Source organism: Flavobacterium saliperosum, from assembly GCF_900100625.1.
Taxonomy (GTDB): Bacteria; Bacteroidota; Bacteroidia; order Flavobacteriales; family Flavobacteriaceae; genus Flavobacterium; species Flavobacterium saliperosum.
On record NZ_FMTY01000003.1, the window covers coordinates 7,424 to 22,867 of the forward strand.

The window sequence follows — 15,444 nt, forward strand, 5'->3', positions numbered from 1 at the left end:
ATGGTGCGGCCACCGGATCGATTGATTTAACGCCATCGGGAGGTACACCGCCTTATGCTTATGCATGGACCGCTTCTAATGGAGGTGTGGTTCCTGCCGGTCAGGAAGACGATCAGGATTTGTCGGGATTGGTTGCGGGTACTTATAGTGTTGTAATTACGGATGCCAATGGAAATACAGGCGGCTGTCGTGCCGAAAACAGTACGGTAATCAGTCAGCCAGAAGCTGGACTTGGCCTTATATTGTCTTCCGATCCTGAAAACTGTGTGGGAACTGAAACCGGAAGTATAACTGCTGAATTCTCAGGAGGTACACCGCCATATACAGTTTATCTTAATGATGTTAGCGTTGGAGAAGTTGCATCACCATATAATTTTACGAATCTTGGAACTGGAAGTTACACCATAAGAGTAGTGGATGCGAACGATTGTGAAATTAGCGATTCTGAAACTGTTGATTTGATTCCATGTGAAGGTCCAAATTGTACCTATACACAAGGATATTACGGAGCTTATAACGGATCGGCTTGTACTCCGGACGGCTTACCAACATACGACCATCAGATTATAGTTAATGCGGTTACTCAAGCAGGAGGATTCTTCCGATTTGGTAGTGTTGCCAATAATAAATATTTCACATTATACTTGTCCGATGTAAATGGTAATCCGGTGATTGCGGATAATAATATTTTCAAAATGCTTCCTGGTGGCGGAACACCAAGAGCGTTGACTGGAATAGCTACTTACGGTAATACTGCGACATGGGGTTATGTTCCTATAAGCAGTGGTCGTGGTAAATATGGAGCTATTGGTAATGTATTGTTGTCACAAACAATGACCTTATTCTTCAATAAATCGTTAGATCCGGGATTAGGAGCGGTAGAATTAGAAACCACTTTTGCTACGGCAGATGTGGATTGTGGTTCGGACATTCCAGATATGAGTTCTATTCAGGTATTTACAATTCCACAGTCAGTGATTACTTATCTGACTAATAATGGTGGGGCTACTGTAAATAATCTGTTTATCTTGGCTAATAATGTATTGGGAGGAGTTGCAGGTTTACCGTCTCCTTCAGATGTAAATGCCGCTGTTGATGCTATTAACAGAGGATTCGATGAATGTAGAGTAAGTGTTTCTGTACCTGTTGATGCAGTCGCAGCCCAAAGTTCCGAATCTTCAACGGAAGCTATGTTCTCCGCATATCCGATTCCTTTCAAAGAATATATCAATGTCAGATATGAGTTCGATTATCAGTCAAAAGCGCGAATTGAAGTGTATGATGCGAAAGGGCTTTTCGTTATGGCTTATAATGATGCTGATGCCTACTTCAATAAAGAAGTTCGATTGGATTTCACTTTTAATCACGGTGAAGGACAAATGTTTTTCGTAAAAGTGATTACCGATAAAGGGGTGAGCACTAAAAAAGTAGTTTCCAAAAATTAAATTTTCATGATAATCAAAAAAAAGGCCGGTTTAAATACCGGCCTTTTTAATTTATAAGTGTTTAGGGATTATTTTACCAATCCTCTTGAAATCACAATTCGCTGAATTTCAGATGTTCCTTCATAAATCTGAGTGATTTTGGCATCACGCATCATACGCTCAACGTGGTACTCACTCACATAACCGTTTCCTCCGTGAATCTGAACCGCCTCAATTGTCGTATTCATAGCCACTTCAGAAGCATATAATTTTGCCATCGCACCAGAGTGGGAAATGTCCTGACCCGCATCTTTTTCACAAGCGGCTTTGTAACATAGCATTCTTGCAGCGGTTATTTGTGTTGCCATATCGGCCAATTTGAAAGCAATGGCCTGATGTTGGAAAATCGGTTTTTTGAACGCCACACGCTCCTGAGCATATTTCAAAGCCAGTTCGTAAGCTCCTTGTGCAATACCTAAAGCTTGTGAAGCAATACCAATACGTCCACCATTTAAAGTTGACATTGCAAAAGCGAATCCGAAGCCATCTTCACCAATTCTGTTTTCTTTAGGAACTTTAACATCACTAAACATTAAAGAGTGTGTATCAGAACCACGAATACCCATTTTCTTTTCTTTTGGACCAATTGAGAAACCTTCCCAACCTTTTTCAACAATAAAAGCATTAATGCCTTTATGTCCTTTTTCAATATCGGTTTGAGCGATTACAAGATAAGTAGACGCTGTACCACCATTGGTAATCCAGTTTTTAGTACCATTTAATAAATAATGGTCTCCCATATCAATGGCAGTTGTTTTTTGCGATGTAGCATCAGATCCTGCTTCAGGCTCCGATAAACAAAAAGCACCAATAACGTCTCCTTTAGCAAGTGGCACAAGATATTTCATTTTTTGCTCTTCCGTGCAATATTTTTCCAAACCGGCACAAACCAAAGAGTTATTTACAGACATTACTACCGCAGCCGAAGCATCCACTTTCGCAATTTCTTCCATTGCCAAAACATAAGAAACGCTGTCCAATCCGGCTCCTCCGTATTTAGGATCTACCATCATTCCCAGGAAACCAAGTTCCGCCATTTTCTTTACTTGTTCTGTAGGGAATTTTGAGTGCTCGTCTCTTTCAATTACACCCGGTAACAATTCAGTTTGAGCAAAATCTCTTGCGGCCTGCTGAATCATCAACTGTTCTTCGCTTAAATTAAAATTCATTTTATTTTCAGTGTTTTGTTTGTATGTCCTTTAAAAAAGTTTCCAAATATAGGCCATAAATATCATATTTTCAATAGGATTGTCTAATTTTAACCCATGCAAAATAAGAGGTATAACGTTGTTGGTGTCATGTCGGGTACTTCACTCGATGGTGTGGATTTGGCACACATTCATTTTAGTGTTGAAAACGGGAAATGGACCTTTCAGATTTTTGAAAGTGAAACGATTAGCTATTCTGATCAATGGGTTGACCAATTGAAGAAAGCAGTAGATTTTTCGAAGGCCGATCTAAAAAAACTCAACGAAAACTACACTACATTATTAGCTGAAATCATCTCCGATTTCATTCAAAAACACCAACTTGAACATCTCGATGCGGTTTGTTCACACGGACATACAATTCTGCACCAACCCCAAAACGGATTTACGTTACAGATAGGCAATCTTCCGGCAATAGCCCAATTGACCCATCAGAAAGTGGTTTGCGATTTTCGTGTTCAGGATGTGCAACTCGGTGGGCAAGGCGCTCCGTTAGTACCTATTGGTGACCGGATTCTGTTTTCCGAGTTTGATTGTTGTCTGAATCTCGGCGGATTTTCCAATGTGTCTTTTGAAGAAGGCGGTAAACGAATCGCCTTCGATATTTCACCGGTCAATACGGTGCTGAATTTTTATGCCGACAAGCTAGGATTGAAATACGACGATAAAGGACGTATTACCCGAACCGGAACAATTTCAGAAGAATTGCTGTCAGAATTAAACGCCTTAGATTTCTACCAAAAAGCATATCCGAAATCACTCGGATTCGAATTCGTAAAAGGAACAGTACTTCCGCTAATAGAAAAACACTCCATTTCCATTGAAGATAAATTGCGAACGTTTACCGAACATGTCGCTTTTCAGATGGCAGCGGCGTTACCTTCAGAACAAGGGAAACTTTTGGTTACCGGAGGTGGTGCTTACAACGATTTCTTAATCGAACGGATGCGTTTTTACCTCCCTCAAATGCAGATTATAATACCGGATGCCAAAACCATCGAATTTAAAGAAGCGCTTATTTTTGCCTTGCTGGGTGTATTGAAACTAAGAAACGAGATAAATGTACTGGCCAGTGTTACGGGGGCAAAGCACGATCATTGTTCCGGGAAAATTCATGAATTTAGTTCATAACAAAATCGGTAACTTTTTTTATCAATTCCTTGCTTTTTAAGTCATGACCCAATCCTTCGGTGAGTAGCAGTTGGCTGTTTTTCCAATGTTTGTTTAATCGGACGGAATAATTAAAATTAGTGGCCAGATCATCTTTATCATGTATGATTAAAGCCGGAATAGCAATGTTTTCAGCAAATTGGGCACTCGAAAAATAACTGGGTAACTTTCCTAATTGTTCCTGAAATTCATCGATTATTAAGTTGACGGATTTCGTCGTTAATCCTAAAGTTTGTTTGTAAAAATCGAAAAAATCGGAAGCTTCTCCGGGTGCACCCATGATGACTGCTTTTTCAATAGTATGTTCTTTGTAGTGATCTAAAAAATAAGTGGTAGCGAATCCGCCGATGGAATGACTTACAATGGATGAAATCTCCGATTTTTTTTCTAAAAAAGTGTTGATAACCTTGGCATACAAAACCACATGAATGGACTTCCCTGAAGATAGACCATGAGCCGGTGCATCTAACGCATACACTGTAAAGTCGTTTTTAACCAAATGCTCAATATAGTTTTTCCAACGGAATGAATGGCTGGCCCAACCATGAACCAAAAGTGTTTTTTTACTTCCGTTGCCCCATTTGTAAGTCTGGATTTTGTAACCTTCCATTGTAAAGTTGTCCGCCATTCCTTTTTGTAAGAATTCCAATTGATGCGGTTTCACTTTTCGGGCAAATGGATTGCAAAAAAGCAGAAAACCTTCTTTTTTTAGTTTTTTCGGATGTGCAAATGAGAGGAAATTGAAATAAAATCCTATGGATTTTTGCATTATTTTTTTAGAATTCATGATTATTTTTATTTTAAGATACCGATTGGTATCAAATTATATAAATTTTTTTACAGTAAGATGTCCGAAACAATCCAGTTTTTTAAATGGTTGACCACAATTTCAATATCGGCATTTGAATTTTGCAGTTTACTCATCATTACACCACCCTCAAGTGTTGATATTAGGATAGTTGCGACTAATTTTTCGTTCACTAAATTCCTAACTTGTTTGTGTGTTTTTCCATTGATGATTATTTTCTCCACAGAATCGCGAAAAACAGCTAAGGCCTGTTGTGCTTTTTGCTTCAATTCCAAATTGGTGTCATCAACTTCCACGGCAACATTCAGCAACGGGCAACCGCCAATAATGAATGGATTTGTAATGTAACTTTGAAATAAATTCAGTACACAAAAGAGCTTGTCCCTTGTGTTGTTTTCCGCTTTGATTTTCTCGTTTAACGCCAAAAAAATAGCCTGCATCATTTTTTGGAAAGCTTCAATTTCCAGACTTTCTTTACTCTCAAAGTGCCTGTAAATGGCGCCTTTGGTCAAGCCTGTAGCCTCAGTTATATCGCTTAATGACGTGGATTTATACCCTTTCGTGTTAAAAAGGGCAGTCGCTTCTTTCAGCACTTTTGCTTTTGTCAATTCCGATGATCGCATATGCAAAGATACCAATCGGTATCTAAATATCAAAAAAAAATAAATTTTCTTTTTTACATTGTTTGAAACACCCTAGCTTTGCATATCAAAATTAAATTTTACAGATGAAGGATTTATTAAAGAAATTTGAAAATAAAGAACCGGAAGTAGTGTTCCATTGGAAAGATGCAGAAACAGATGCAGAAGGATGGACGGTAATCAATTCCCTGCGTGGCGGTGCTGCGGGTGGAGGAACGCGTATGCGTAAAGGTTTGGATATGAACGAAGTGCTTTCATTGGCGAAAACCATGGAAGTGAAGTTTTCAGTTTCCGGTCCTGCTATAGGTGGTGCGAAATCGGGAATTAATTTTGATCCGAACGATCCAAGAAAAAAAGACGTGTTACAACGTTGGTATAAAGCGGTTTCCCCGTTATTGAAAAGCTACTACGGAACTGGTGGCGACTTAAATGTAGACGAAATCCATGAAGTAATCCCAATGACGGAAGCTTGTGGTGTTTGGCATCCGCAGGAAGGTGTTTTTAACGGACATTTCAAACCAACGGAAGCCGATAAAATTAACCGTATCGGACAATTGCGTCAGGGTGTGGTAAAAGTGATTGAAAATACGACTTTCTCTCCGGATATCAATCGAAAATATACCGTAGCCGACATGATTACCGGTTATGGAGTGGCACAGGCCGTGCGTCATTTTTATGATATTTACGGTGGAAATGTGGTGGGTAAAAAAGCAATCGTTCAGGGATTCGGTAACGTAGGGTCTGCGGCTGCTTTTTACTTGGCGGAAATGGGTGCGAAAGTAGTGGGAATTATCGACCGTGACGGTGGTGTAATCAACGAAAACGGATTCACTTTCGAAGAAATCAGAACGTTGTTCTTAAACAAAAACGGTAATACATTAGTTTCGGATAAAATGATTCCGTTTGCGGAAATCAATGAGAAAATCTGGTCGATCGGTGCTGAAATTTTCGCTCCGTGTGCGGCTTCACGATTGGTGACTAAAGCGCAGGTGGACAGTATGACGGCAGCCGGACTGGAAGTGATTTCCTGTGGTGCCAACGTGCCTTTTGCGGATAAGGAAATTTTCTTCGGACCAATTATGGAAGAGGTGGACAGCAAAGTGAGCTTGATTCCCGACTTTATTTCCAACTGCGGTATGGCGCGTGTTTTTGCCTATTTCATGGAGAAAAAAGTGGCGATGACCGACGAGGCCATCTTTAACGATACTTCGGAGATCATCAAAGCGGCCATCCAGAAAACATACAATGTTAGTTCTGATAAGAAAAACATCAGTGCCAGAGCTTTTGAAATCGCTTTAAAACAATTGGTATAATTCTTGCTAAATATAATCTGTCGAAAGATGGAAATATAAAAATTCCTTTATTCACGTAAAGGAATTTTTTGTTTTACGCTTAAATTAAAGATATATTTACGCAACAATTTTTAGACTATATTAGCGTTACATTTAATAAATCAAATACAATTATGAGTTTATTACTTCAGGTGGATACATTAAGCCAGGCGGCAACACAAGTGGCAGGCGAAGTTGCAACAAAAAAAGAATTGACACTGATGGATATTATCTTTAGTGGTGGTTTGGTAGGACAGGTCATCATGGTTTCGATTTTCATCATGTTGTTTTTTGCGATTTATCTTTACATTGAAAGATTAATGGCAATTAAAGCGGCTTCTAAAATGGATCAGACTTTTATGACCCAAATAAAAATGCATTTGCAACAAGGGAAGTTAGATAATGCTAAAGTGTTGTGTGCCTCAACCAATTCGCCCGTTGCGCGCTTGATTGAAAAAGGTATTTCCCGAATCGGAAAACCATTGGAAGACATTAACATCGCTATTGAAAATGCAGGAAAGCTGGAAGTGTATAAATTGGAGAAAAATGTAAGTATGTTGGCAACTATTTCCGGAGCTGGACCGATGACGGGTTTCCTGGGTACGGTTGTGGGAATGGTAATGGCGTTTCATGAAATGGCCGCCAGCGGTTCGAATAAAATTGAGATGAGTGTACTGGCAGAAGGGATTTATACGGCAATGATGACCACGGTTGTGGGGCTGATAGTTGGAATTATCGCTTATGTGGGTTACAATCACCTGGTGAGTATTACAGATAAAGTGGTACACATGATGGAAGTGAACGTAGTGGATTTCCTTGATTTATTAAATGATCCTATTTAATTATGAATTTACGCGGAAGAAATAAGGTAAATGCCGAGTTCAACATGTCGTCCATGACTGACATCGTTTTTTTATTGCTGATCTTTTTTATGATTGCGGTGACTACGATGACCACCACCAATGCCCTGGATCTGGTTTTACCCAATTCCGACGGACAGGCTGATGAGGTTGAAAATATTTCCGTCAGTGTCGATGATAAATCCAATTATTTTATAGACAAGGATCCGTTTCCTGCAGAAGAATTGGAAAATGCACTCAAAAGCAGGTTAGGAAACCAAAAGGAACCCAACATTGTTTTGCACGTTGCGAAAGGGGTGCCCATTGAAAATGCCGTTAAAGTAATGGATATTGCTTACAGAAATAAATATAAAATCGTATTGGCGGTAGCGCCTAAATAACGTATGGTATTACTGGAAACGAAACATCAGAAACGTTCTTTTACAATTACCACGATTCTTTTCGTGCTGATGTTCCTATGGTTTTTTCTGTATATTTTAAAAGACGACCCGAATGTGCCGGAAGTTTTTGAAGGTGGCGAAATTGCCATTAATTTCGGAACATCCAATGTTGGACAGGGAGAAGTACAGCCAATGGAGCCTATAAAAACCTCACCGCAACAACAAGCGGCAGAGCCGGTGAAATCGGTGGCGCAAAACATAACGACGCAAACCAATACGAAAGCGCCGGTAATTAAAACGGCAGATACCAAAAGCAATACGACTACAGAAGTTAAACCTAAAGTAGCTCCGAAGCCAACGCCTACAAAATCAACTTCCGATGCGCTTTCCAGTCTGATTAACGGTCCGAAATCCGATGGGGTCGAAGGGGGTCACGGCGATGATGGTGTTCCGGGAGATAAAGGCGATCCTAACGGAGACCGGTATTCGAACAGTTTCTACGGAAGTGGAACGGGCACAGGTTCCGGAAGTGGTACCAGTTGGGGGTTGAAAGGAAGAAAGTTGTCCAGCGGAGGGAAACAGGTGCAGGATTGTAACGAAGAAGGACGCGTGGTGGTACAGGTTACCGTTAATAAAAGCGGGAATGTTATCGCAGCTCAATATGTAAAAGGAACTACCAACACGAATCAGTGTTTGATTGTGCCGGCCTTGGCAACAGCCCGAAAATTCAAATGGCATGCCGACAATAATGCGCCGGATACTCAAATCGGATTTATTGTAATCAATTTTAAATTAGGAGAATAGTGAAACAGTTACTTTTTGTTTCATTTTTCATTTTTAATGTCAATTGTTTTTCTCAGCAATTAGGTACATCACACGGTGTTGGAGGGGATTATCCGGGACTTCAAAGAAAATTTGAACGTTTTGAAAGTGTTTTTTATGGAAGACCCGAGAACAAGAAAATTGTTAATCATATTGATGATATAATCAGTTGGGCTTTATTGGATAGAGAATTGAGTAAATCTGAAACTATTTCTGTTTCTTGTGTTGATAAAGGAAGATTGGTGTTTCAGATTAAAATTGATAAAAAAGGAAATGTTGTTGAGGCTAATCTTTCTAAAGGTTCAACGAGTAGTAATCTTTGTTTAGTTGAGCCTGCTTTGTCTATAATCAAAAACTATAAATGGAGACCAAACAAATCCGCTCCTGAAAGTCAGATAGGGTTTGTTGTGGTTAATTTTAAATAAGATAGTCAAAAGCTATTCTTTTTTGTTATGAATTACCAACAAACTTTATATTGGATGTTTGCCCAATTGCCTATGTATCAACAGCAAGGCGCTTCGGCATATAAGAAAGATTTAACGAATACCCTTTTACTTGCCAAACATCTGGGAAATCCGGAACGAACTGTCAAATGCATTCATGTGGCTGGAACTAACGGAAAGGGTTCGACGTCATCGATGATTGCTTCGGTGTTACAGGAAGCCGGGTATAAGGTAGGTTTGTATACTTCGCCGCATTTAAAGGATTTTCGGGAACGGATAAAAATCAACGGGATTGAGATTTCGGAAGATTTCGTTGTCGGTTTTATTGCCGATAACCAATCGTTTTTTGAGGAAAACCAATTGAGTTTTTTTGAAATGACAGTAGGCTTGGCTTTTGATTATTTTGCCAAATCGAAAGTTGATGTTGCCGTGATTGAAGTCGGCATGGGTGGTCGATTGGATTCCACCAATATCATTACGCCTTTGGTTTCAGTAATTACCAATATCGGATTCGATCACACGCAGTTTTTAGGGAACACGCTGGAAGCGATTGCCTATGAAAAAGCAGGGATTATCAAGCCGAATGTTCCTGTAGTAATTGGTGAATACACTAATGAAACGAAGCCGGTTTTTGTGGCAAAAGCCAAAGAATGTGCTTCACAACTTTATTTCGCATCCGATTTGGTAAAGGAAGACTATCCTTGCGGCTTATTGGGCGATTATCAGTTTCACAACAAAAAAACGGTGGTGCAGGCTATTGAAGTTTTAAAATCGCATTTTAATATATCGGAAACAAATCTGAAGAGCGGACTGTTGCATGTTGTAAAGAATACCGGTTTGTTGGGGCGTTGGCAACAGATTCATTCCAATCCTAAAGTGATTTGCGATACGGCACACAACGGTCACGGATTGAAAATTGTACTCAATCAGATTCAAAATGAAAATTTTGAGCGTTTGCATTTTGTTTTGGGGGTAGTTAATGATAAAGATTTGGATATTATTTTGCCGTTATTCCCTAAAAACGCGAATTATTTTTTCTGTAAACCGAATGTTTCCCGTGGTTTGGATGCGAAGATTCTTCATCAAAAAGCCGCTGATTATGGTTTGAAAGGCAAAGTATGTGATTCTGTTTCAGAAGCTTATGCAAGTGCTTTGCAGGTTTCTAAAGAAAAGGACTTTATTTACATTGGCGGAAGTACATTTGTGGTTGCAGAAATTTTGTAAAATAATTTTGCAGAAGTAAAAAATACCGCTATATTTGCAGCCTGTTAATGGGAACATTAATTGATAAAAGGGCGATTAGCTCAGCTGGTTCAGAGCACCTCGTTTACACCGAGGGGGTCGGGGGTTCGAACCCCTCATCGCCCACAAAAAAAACAAAAAAATTGAAGTGCTTTTTTTATTACCGATATAGGTTTTAAAATGTAGTTACTTTAAAATACCTTTTGTTATCATAGGCAACAACCCAAATTTTGTTGTTTATAAACGATGATACATAGTGGATCTCGTTTCCTTTTTCAACTTGTTGGTCATTAATGTACTTTTTCAAGACTTCATTGTTGTCTACCGCCATTATGGTGTTATCGTCAAATGTTTTGTTTTTAAGATTTGTAAATCCATCAAGTTTGGAAAGAAATTTTCGAGCCGTAGAAAAAGAACTAAAAGTGGATTCCGAAAAGAGCATCTTATTTTTTTTGTTCACCGTTCCGGCAGCTTTATCTAAAATTGCGTAATGCATGAATTCCTTATGGTCGTTGACTGCTAATGAGAAATATAAATTCTCTTTAAATTCCGCTAAGGATGTGCTGATTTGTGCAGGGGAATATGAGCGGTTTAAATCGCCTTCATCTTCAAAATTGTTAACGGATTCCCATATTTTGTTACCGTTTTTGCCAAATTTGAAGACATAATAGCCATTTACTTTGACTGTTTTGTTTAATTCGGATGCCTTATCGCTGTAAATCCCATAAACATAAAATTCGCCATTAGCCAAATCTTCATAAAAATTATTTATTGACAAATCATCCGAAAATATCGTTCTGTTGCTTTGACCATACGATTCGGAATAGCCGCCTCCGTTAGTGGAGGTAATCAAAAATTTATCCTTTAAATCAATTTCATAAACTATTTCTCCCAGTGGTTTTCCCTGAAAGTCGTACAAAGATTTATAAATCACATTTTTATGATAGTCGCTGCTAATTGATTTTGTGATAATCTCAAAATGTTCCTTTTTAACGTACCCTTTCAGGCCTATTTTTTTTGATTTGATAAAACCAGGACCATTGAGCCTGTTTACATCCGGCGCTTTTAATGAAAAATTGTTTTTCGTGCCTGTTGCTACAGACAATTGATTAACGTAGACTTCGTCTTGGAGCAGATTAATTTCTTTGCCTTTTTTATTGGTGAAGAAGATTTCATGCGTGCCGTTGAAGTTATGATTTAATTCTTCCCGATTGTTAAGGTTATTCATTTTTAATTGCCCGCTAATTTTTTCAGAATTACCAATAGTATATGTATTACCTTCATTCAACATCCTGTAAACTCCGGGTTCTTTAGAAAAATACACATTAACGAACTTTTGGTTCTTAGAAATCTCCTCAACTTTTCCAGTTTCATCTACTGCTATAAGGTCGTTAAAGTAATAGCTTGGAGGATTGTTGATAGAAAAATAAAGTTTTTCATTTTCGTTGCTAAACTGCGGATTTACAAGTTGTTTTTCTTCAAATTTCTTTTCAAAAATAGTATTTTGCGCGAATCCGAAACACGAAAAGATTAAAGTAACAGAAGTTAAAAATTGTTTCATAGGTGATTTTTATATGGGATGTAAAGTTATATCGTTTATTTCATTTTTTTAAACAATAATGTGCGATTTTTTTTATCCCTACTTTTTTCTATTGCTCGTACTCCTTTTCGATTTTCTTAATACTGTCAATGATGGTTTTGGTTCTGGCATGTTCTTTCTCTTTCTGTTTTTTGCCCAGATAGAAATAGGCTATGAGCATCCAGGCAATATACACCGCCAAAACAATCGCTTTTGTCATTGTCGACATGGGTTGCATCACCTCGATAAAATAAAACCCAAAGGCTATATTCAATAGGATAAAGTAGGCCAGCGTGCATTTCGTGTTTACAAATTGCTGAAAAGCATAGAAGGTTTCCAATTCGGATAAAACCTCTTTCGGATTTTGCGTCAAATCGATATTTCTCAGTCTGTACATCTGATAGAGTCGAATTGCAGAAAAAGCGATTATTGTTAGGAACATTAAGCCCACACCGATGTAAGTTGTCGCCATTTTGAAATCTATAGCCGCTACTACCATGATTATCGCTACTACAGCCAACAATAAGGTTGCAACCTGAATGATTATTTTGTTCGCCATGGATTGTTTTTCCTTTTTTGCTTTCGTTATGATTATGGTTACGTCCGGAAGCGGATTTTGCTTCTGTTGTTTCCAGAGTTCCTGTAGGGTATCAAATTCTTTCATATCTCGCGTAAATAGTACTTAACTGTTGTTTTATTCGGTGGATTTTGACTCTTAAATTGCCTTCTGAGATTTCGGTTACGGCGGCAATTTCATTATAAGGAACCTCTTCCAGTAATAAGGTGATGATTAACCGATCCGCTTCCGAAAGTTCGCTGATGCATTTGTATAAAAGCTGTATCTGTTGTTCTTTGTCGTCGGTTTCCTCTTCTTTTTTGATTATCGCTTTGTCGATATCAACACTTTTTTTGTTTTTCTGACTTCGTAAATGATACAGACAGGTATTAACCGCTATTCGGTAAATCCAAGTGCTGATTTGCGAATCCCCTCGAAATTTATCCAGATTTTGCCACGCTTTTATGAACACTTCCTGAAGTAAGTCGTCCGCTTCCATTGTGTCTCCTGTATATCCAAGACACAGTCGATGCACTTTTGGTGAATAGGTTTCATAAATTTCTTTAAAGAATGTTTCTTGATTTTGGTTGCTTGTCACGGTTTGGTTATTTGGTTTTTAAAAAGGCATCGATTTCTTTGTAAAACCACTGCGGTTGATCGTACATGATAAAATGTTTACTGTCGGCAACTTTTATGGTTTTGTTTTTTAAAAGGGCATATTGTTCGTTGTATATTTTTTCACTGGCTTCTTTGGTACCGAAAAGACTTGCCATTACTAATATAGGCGATTTTATGTTTGCGATGTCTTTTCTTAAGTCGGTAGTCGCCATTTCAACGATGGTGCTTCCCAATGTTTTTCGGTCGCTCTTGTAGCTCCATTCGGCAATTTGTTTAGCGCGAATGCTGTCGCTCACCTGATATAGCATGGATTTTGTCATGTTGGCCACATAGCCTTCGTTGGGTAGCGCTTTGAAATTTGCAATGACCATCTCTTTATTGTATTGCGGACTGCTTTTCAAGGATTCTGCTGTAGTTTCCGGTTTTCCGATGGCAGAAAGGAAGGGAAGTCCGTCGACGCAAATGCCTTTTCCGAACAATTCCGGTTCCGTGCTTTGCACCCAAAGTGTCATGAAGGCACCTAAACTGTGTCCGATTAGCATTGGTTTGTTTAATTTCTTTTCTTTCACATAGTGAATGATTTGATTCTTCACGGTTTTTAGAATCTCTTCGTCTTCAATTGGTTTAGCACCTGCGAACCCTGCTAATGTAAGAACGTGTAATTCGTAATTGTTTTTAAGGTGGTTTACGGTTTCGTTCCAAACATCACCACTACAGGAGTATCCCGGAATTAATAGAATTGGCTGTCCTTTTCCGATTACTTTTACTTCGAATGCTGATGGCTGTTGTGCGAAAGTTAGTGAAGTGATTACTAAAAGCACAAAGGAGAAGAATACTTTTTTAAAATTGCTTTTTTGGAATTTTTGAGCTGTTGATTTCATGATATTGCTTATTTATTTGTGTTTGATTTTCTCTTTTGATACATAACTCAAATCATTGTTACAAAAAATAGCAATTTTTTTTTAAAAAAATAAAAAAGCCGCTGATATAGCGGCTTACCAATTTATAATATTTCTAAAGTTCGCTCGAGTGCCATGCCTCGGGACCCTTTTATCAGTATGGTTTTTCCAATCGGATTGCTTTTTTGAAACGCAGAAGAAAAAGCTTCAAAGCTATCGTAAAAATGTAAGTTAGAATACTCGGTTTTGTTTCCGAAAAAATCCTTGCCTATAAAGTAGGTTTCTATTTTCGGTTGTTTGATCAATAATTCTACAATCTTTTTGTGTTCTTCCAGACTGTCCTTGCCGAGTTCAAACATATCACCCAATACGGCGATTTTTGATTCTCCATCGAGTTGAACAAAGTTTTCTATGGCGGCTGTCATGCTGCTTGGGTTGGCATTGTAGGCGTCAAGGATTATTCTATTCCCCTTTTTTTCGGTTAGCTGGGAACGGTTGTTGGAAGGAATGTAATTTTCAATGGCTTCTTTTATGGCTTGAGTTTCTACGTTGAAGTAAGTCCCGATGGTAAGTGCCGCATTGATGTTGTTCGCATTGTAAATACCAATGAGATGGGAATTGATTTCCAGATTTTTAAAACCAATTTTTACCATAGGATTTGCAGTAACCGAATCGATGGTAACATCGCTTTTTTCAGTCAATGAAAAAGTATAGCGTGTCAGCGAGGTCGTTTTTTCTTTTTGGATACGGTCATCAAGGTTTACAAATGCTGTTTTTTGCTGATGTTCCAGATACTCGTACAACTCGCTTTTTCCTTTTATAACCCCTTCAATACCGCCAAAACCTTCCAAATGGGCTTTTCCGAAATTGGTAATATAGCCGTAATCGGGTTCGGTGATGGCGCAAAGCAACGCAATTTCTTTTTGATGATTGGCTCCCATTTCCACGATGCCAATATCGGTATCCTCGTCGAAAGAAAGCAGGGTCAAAGGTACGCCAATGTGATTGTTCAGATTGCCGACAGTTGCTTTGGTGATGTATTTTTTGGAAAGAACCGCGTTGATTAATTCTTTTGTGGTTGTTTTTCCGTTGCTTCCTGTTAAGGCGATTATGGGCAAACCTAACTCTTTACGATGATAGTGTGCCAAAAGCTGTAATGCTTTAAGACTATCGTCTACCAAAAGCATTTTATCCTCATCGGTAAAGTATTTTTTATTGTCGATTACTGCAAAAGCGGCGCCTTGGTTTAAAGCTTGCTGCGCGAATTCGTTAGCGTCGAAATTTTCCCCTTTTAAAGCAAAAAATATACAGTCGGAAGTAATTTTTCGGGTGTCGGTACAAACGCCTGTACTCTGTAAAAAACACTGGTAGATTTCTTCTGTTTTCATCAGGAAAGTATATAA

General features: G+C 38.6%; 16 protein-coding genes and 1 tRNA gene. 9 read left to right on the forward strand and 8 right to left on the reverse strand.

What is annotated here, in order from left to right; all coding sequences use genetic code 11:
- Window positions 1–1,445 (forward strand): SprB repeat-containing protein (locus BLQ05_RS06305; RefSeq protein WP_176756871.1); only part of this gene is annotated, 1,445 nt, incomplete at its 5' end.
- A 68-nt stretch (window positions 1,446–1,513) separates the two neighbouring features.
- Here BLQ05_RS06305 and BLQ05_RS06310 read toward each other — a convergent pair.
- Complete coding sequence (locus BLQ05_RS06310) at window positions 1,514–2,653, reverse strand: acyl-CoA dehydrogenase (protein WP_023577374.1); 1,140 nt, start codon at window positions 2,651–2,653, stop codon at window positions 1,514–1,516.
- Between the two features lie 96 nt (window positions 2,654–2,749).
- Between BLQ05_RS06310 and BLQ05_RS06315 the strand changes: the two genes are divergently transcribed.
- Window positions 2,750–3,823, forward strand: coding sequence for an anhydro-N-acetylmuramic acid kinase (locus BLQ05_RS06315; RefSeq protein WP_035654878.1), 1,074 nt, complete (start codon window positions 2,750–2,752; stop codon window positions 3,821–3,823).
- Here the strand turns inward: BLQ05_RS06315 and BLQ05_RS06320 are convergent.
- Window positions 3,813–4,649: an alpha/beta hydrolase gene (locus tag BLQ05_RS06320; RefSeq protein WP_023577372.1), complete on the reverse strand. Its 837-nt coding sequence runs from the start codon at window positions 4,647–4,649 to the stop codon at window positions 3,813–3,815. The two genes, BLQ05_RS06315 and BLQ05_RS06320, sit on opposite strands and share 11 nt — an antisense overlap.
- Window positions 4,650–4,699: 50 nt before the next feature.
- Window positions 4,700–5,293, reverse strand: a complete 594-nt coding sequence (locus BLQ05_RS06325; protein WP_023577371.1) for a TetR/AcrR family transcriptional regulator — start codon at window positions 5,291–5,293, stop codon at window positions 4,700–4,702.
- A gap of 104 nt (window positions 5,294–5,397) precedes the next feature.
- On the opposite strand from BLQ05_RS06325, the gene BLQ05_RS06330 reads away from it, so the two are divergent.
- The 7 genes from BLQ05_RS06330 to BLQ05_RS06360 all read left to right on the forward strand — a co-directional run bounded on the left by BLQ05_RS06330 (window position 5,398) and on the right by BLQ05_RS06360 (window position 10,515).
- The gene (locus tag BLQ05_RS06330) at window positions 5,398–6,624 is read left to right on the forward strand and encodes a Glu/Leu/Phe/Val dehydrogenase dimerization domain-containing protein (protein WP_023577370.1); all 1,227 of its coding nucleotides are present in this window, start codon (window positions 5,398–5,400) and stop codon (window positions 6,622–6,624) included.
- 152 nt (window positions 6,625–6,776) lie between these two features.
- Entirely contained in the window at window positions 6,777–7,484 is a 708-nt protein-coding gene (locus tag BLQ05_RS06335) for a MotA/TolQ/ExbB proton channel family protein (RefSeq protein ID WP_023577369.1), read from the forward strand.
- 2 nt (window positions 7,485–7,486) lie between these two features.
- Window positions 7,487–7,882, forward strand: a complete 396-nt coding sequence (locus tag BLQ05_RS06340) for an ExbD/TolR family protein (protein WP_023577368.1) — start codon at window positions 7,487–7,489, stop codon at window positions 7,880–7,882.
- 3 nt (window positions 7,883–7,885) lie between these two features.
- Window positions 7,886–8,686: an energy transducer TonB gene (locus BLQ05_RS06345; protein WP_023577367.1), complete on the forward strand. Its 801-nt coding sequence runs from the start codon at window positions 7,886–7,888 to the stop codon at window positions 8,684–8,686.
- Window positions 8,686–9,129, forward strand: a complete 444-nt coding sequence (locus BLQ05_RS06350; RefSeq protein WP_051365783.1) for an energy transducer TonB — start codon at window positions 8,686–8,688, stop codon at window positions 9,127–9,129. Before BLQ05_RS06345 ends, BLQ05_RS06350 begins: the two co-directional genes overlap by 1 nt.
- A gap of 27 nt (window positions 9,130–9,156) precedes the next feature.
- Window positions 9,157–10,371, forward strand: a complete 1,215-nt coding sequence (locus BLQ05_RS06355; protein WP_035654875.1) for a bifunctional folylpolyglutamate synthase/dihydrofolate synthase — start codon at window positions 9,157–9,159, stop codon at window positions 10,369–10,371.
- A gap of 69 nt (window positions 10,372–10,440) precedes the next feature.
- Window positions 10,441–10,515 (forward strand) — tRNA-Val (locus BLQ05_RS06360).
- A gap of 49 nt (window positions 10,516–10,564) precedes the next feature.
- Here BLQ05_RS06360 and BLQ05_RS06365 read toward each other — a convergent pair.
- The 5 genes from BLQ05_RS06365 to BLQ05_RS06385 form a co-directional block, all read right to left on the reverse strand.
- Entirely contained in the window at window positions 10,565–11,950 is a 1,386-nt protein-coding gene (locus BLQ05_RS06365; protein WP_023577365.1) for a hypothetical protein, read from the reverse strand.
- Between the two features lie 88 nt (window positions 11,951–12,038).
- Entirely contained in the window at window positions 12,039–12,632 is a 594-nt protein-coding gene (locus tag BLQ05_RS06370) for a hypothetical protein (protein ID WP_035654873.1), read from the reverse strand.
- Complete coding sequence (locus tag BLQ05_RS06375; RefSeq protein ID WP_035654872.1) at window positions 12,619–13,122, reverse strand: RNA polymerase sigma factor; 504 nt, start codon at window positions 13,120–13,122, stop codon at window positions 12,619–12,621. The genes BLQ05_RS06370 and BLQ05_RS06375 overlap by 14 nt, the downstream gene beginning before the upstream one ends.
- Window positions 13,123–13,129: 7 nt before the next feature.
- Window positions 13,130–14,023 carry an alpha/beta fold hydrolase gene (locus BLQ05_RS06380; RefSeq protein WP_023577363.1) on the reverse strand — a complete coding sequence of 298 codons (894 nt, stop codon included), beginning with the start codon at window positions 14,021–14,023 and terminating at the stop codon, window positions 13,130–13,132.
- Between the two features lie 122 nt (window positions 14,024–14,145).
- Window positions 14,146–15,429, reverse strand: a complete 1,284-nt coding sequence (locus tag BLQ05_RS06385) for a UDP-N-acetylmuramoyl-tripeptide--D-alanyl-D-alanine ligase (protein WP_023577362.1) — start codon at window positions 15,427–15,429, stop codon at window positions 14,146–14,148.
- Window positions 15,430–15,444 lie beyond the last annotated feature (15 nt).

What these genes read in the sequence shown, in the direction of transcription:
- BLQ05_RS06310 (WP_023577374.1), bottom strand. Translation starts at nt 2,653, where the DNA reads ATGAATTTTAATTTAAGCGAAGAACAGTTGATGATTCAGCAGGCCGCA.
- BLQ05_RS06315 (WP_035654878.1), top strand. Translation starts at nt 2,750, where the DNA reads ATGCAAAATAAGAGGTATAACGTTGTTGGTGTCATGTCGGGTACTTCA.
- BLQ05_RS06320 (WP_023577372.1), bottom strand. Translation starts at nt 4,649, where the DNA reads ATGAATTCTAAAAAAATAATGCAAAAATCCATAGGATTTTATTTCAAT.
- BLQ05_RS06325 (WP_023577371.1), bottom strand. Translation starts at nt 5,293, where the DNA reads ATGCGATCATCGGAATTGACAAAAGCAAAAGTGCTGAAAGAAGCGACT.
- BLQ05_RS06330 (WP_023577370.1), top strand. Translation starts at nt 5,398, where the DNA reads ATGAAGGATTTATTAAAGAAATTTGAAAATAAAGAACCGGAAGTAGTG.
- BLQ05_RS06335 (WP_023577369.1), top strand. Translation starts at nt 6,777, where the DNA reads ATGAGTTTATTACTTCAGGTGGATACATTAAGCCAGGCGGCAACACAA.
- BLQ05_RS06340 (WP_023577368.1), top strand. Translation starts at nt 7,487, where the DNA reads ATGAATTTACGCGGAAGAAATAAGGTAAATGCCGAGTTCAACATGTCG.
- BLQ05_RS06345 (WP_023577367.1), top strand. Translation starts at nt 7,886, where the DNA reads ATGGTATTACTGGAAACGAAACATCAGAAACGTTCTTTTACAATTACC.
- BLQ05_RS06355 (WP_035654875.1), top strand. Translation starts at nt 9,157, where the DNA reads ATGAATTACCAACAAACTTTATATTGGATGTTTGCCCAATTGCCTATG.
- BLQ05_RS06365 (WP_023577365.1), bottom strand. Translation starts at nt 11,950, where the DNA reads ATGAAACAATTTTTAACTTCTGTTACTTTAATCTTTTCGTGTTTCGGA.
- BLQ05_RS06370 (WP_035654873.1), bottom strand. Translation starts at nt 12,632, where the DNA reads ATGAAAGAATTTGATACCCTACAGGAACTCTGGAAACAACAGAAGCAA.
- BLQ05_RS06380 (WP_023577363.1), bottom strand. Translation starts at nt 14,023, where the DNA reads ATGAAATCAACAGCTCAAAAATTCCAAAAAAGCAATTTTAAAAAAGTA.
- BLQ05_RS06385 (WP_023577362.1), bottom strand. Translation starts at nt 15,429, where the DNA reads ATGAAAACAGAAGAAATCTACCAGTGTTTTTTACAGAGTACAGGCGTT.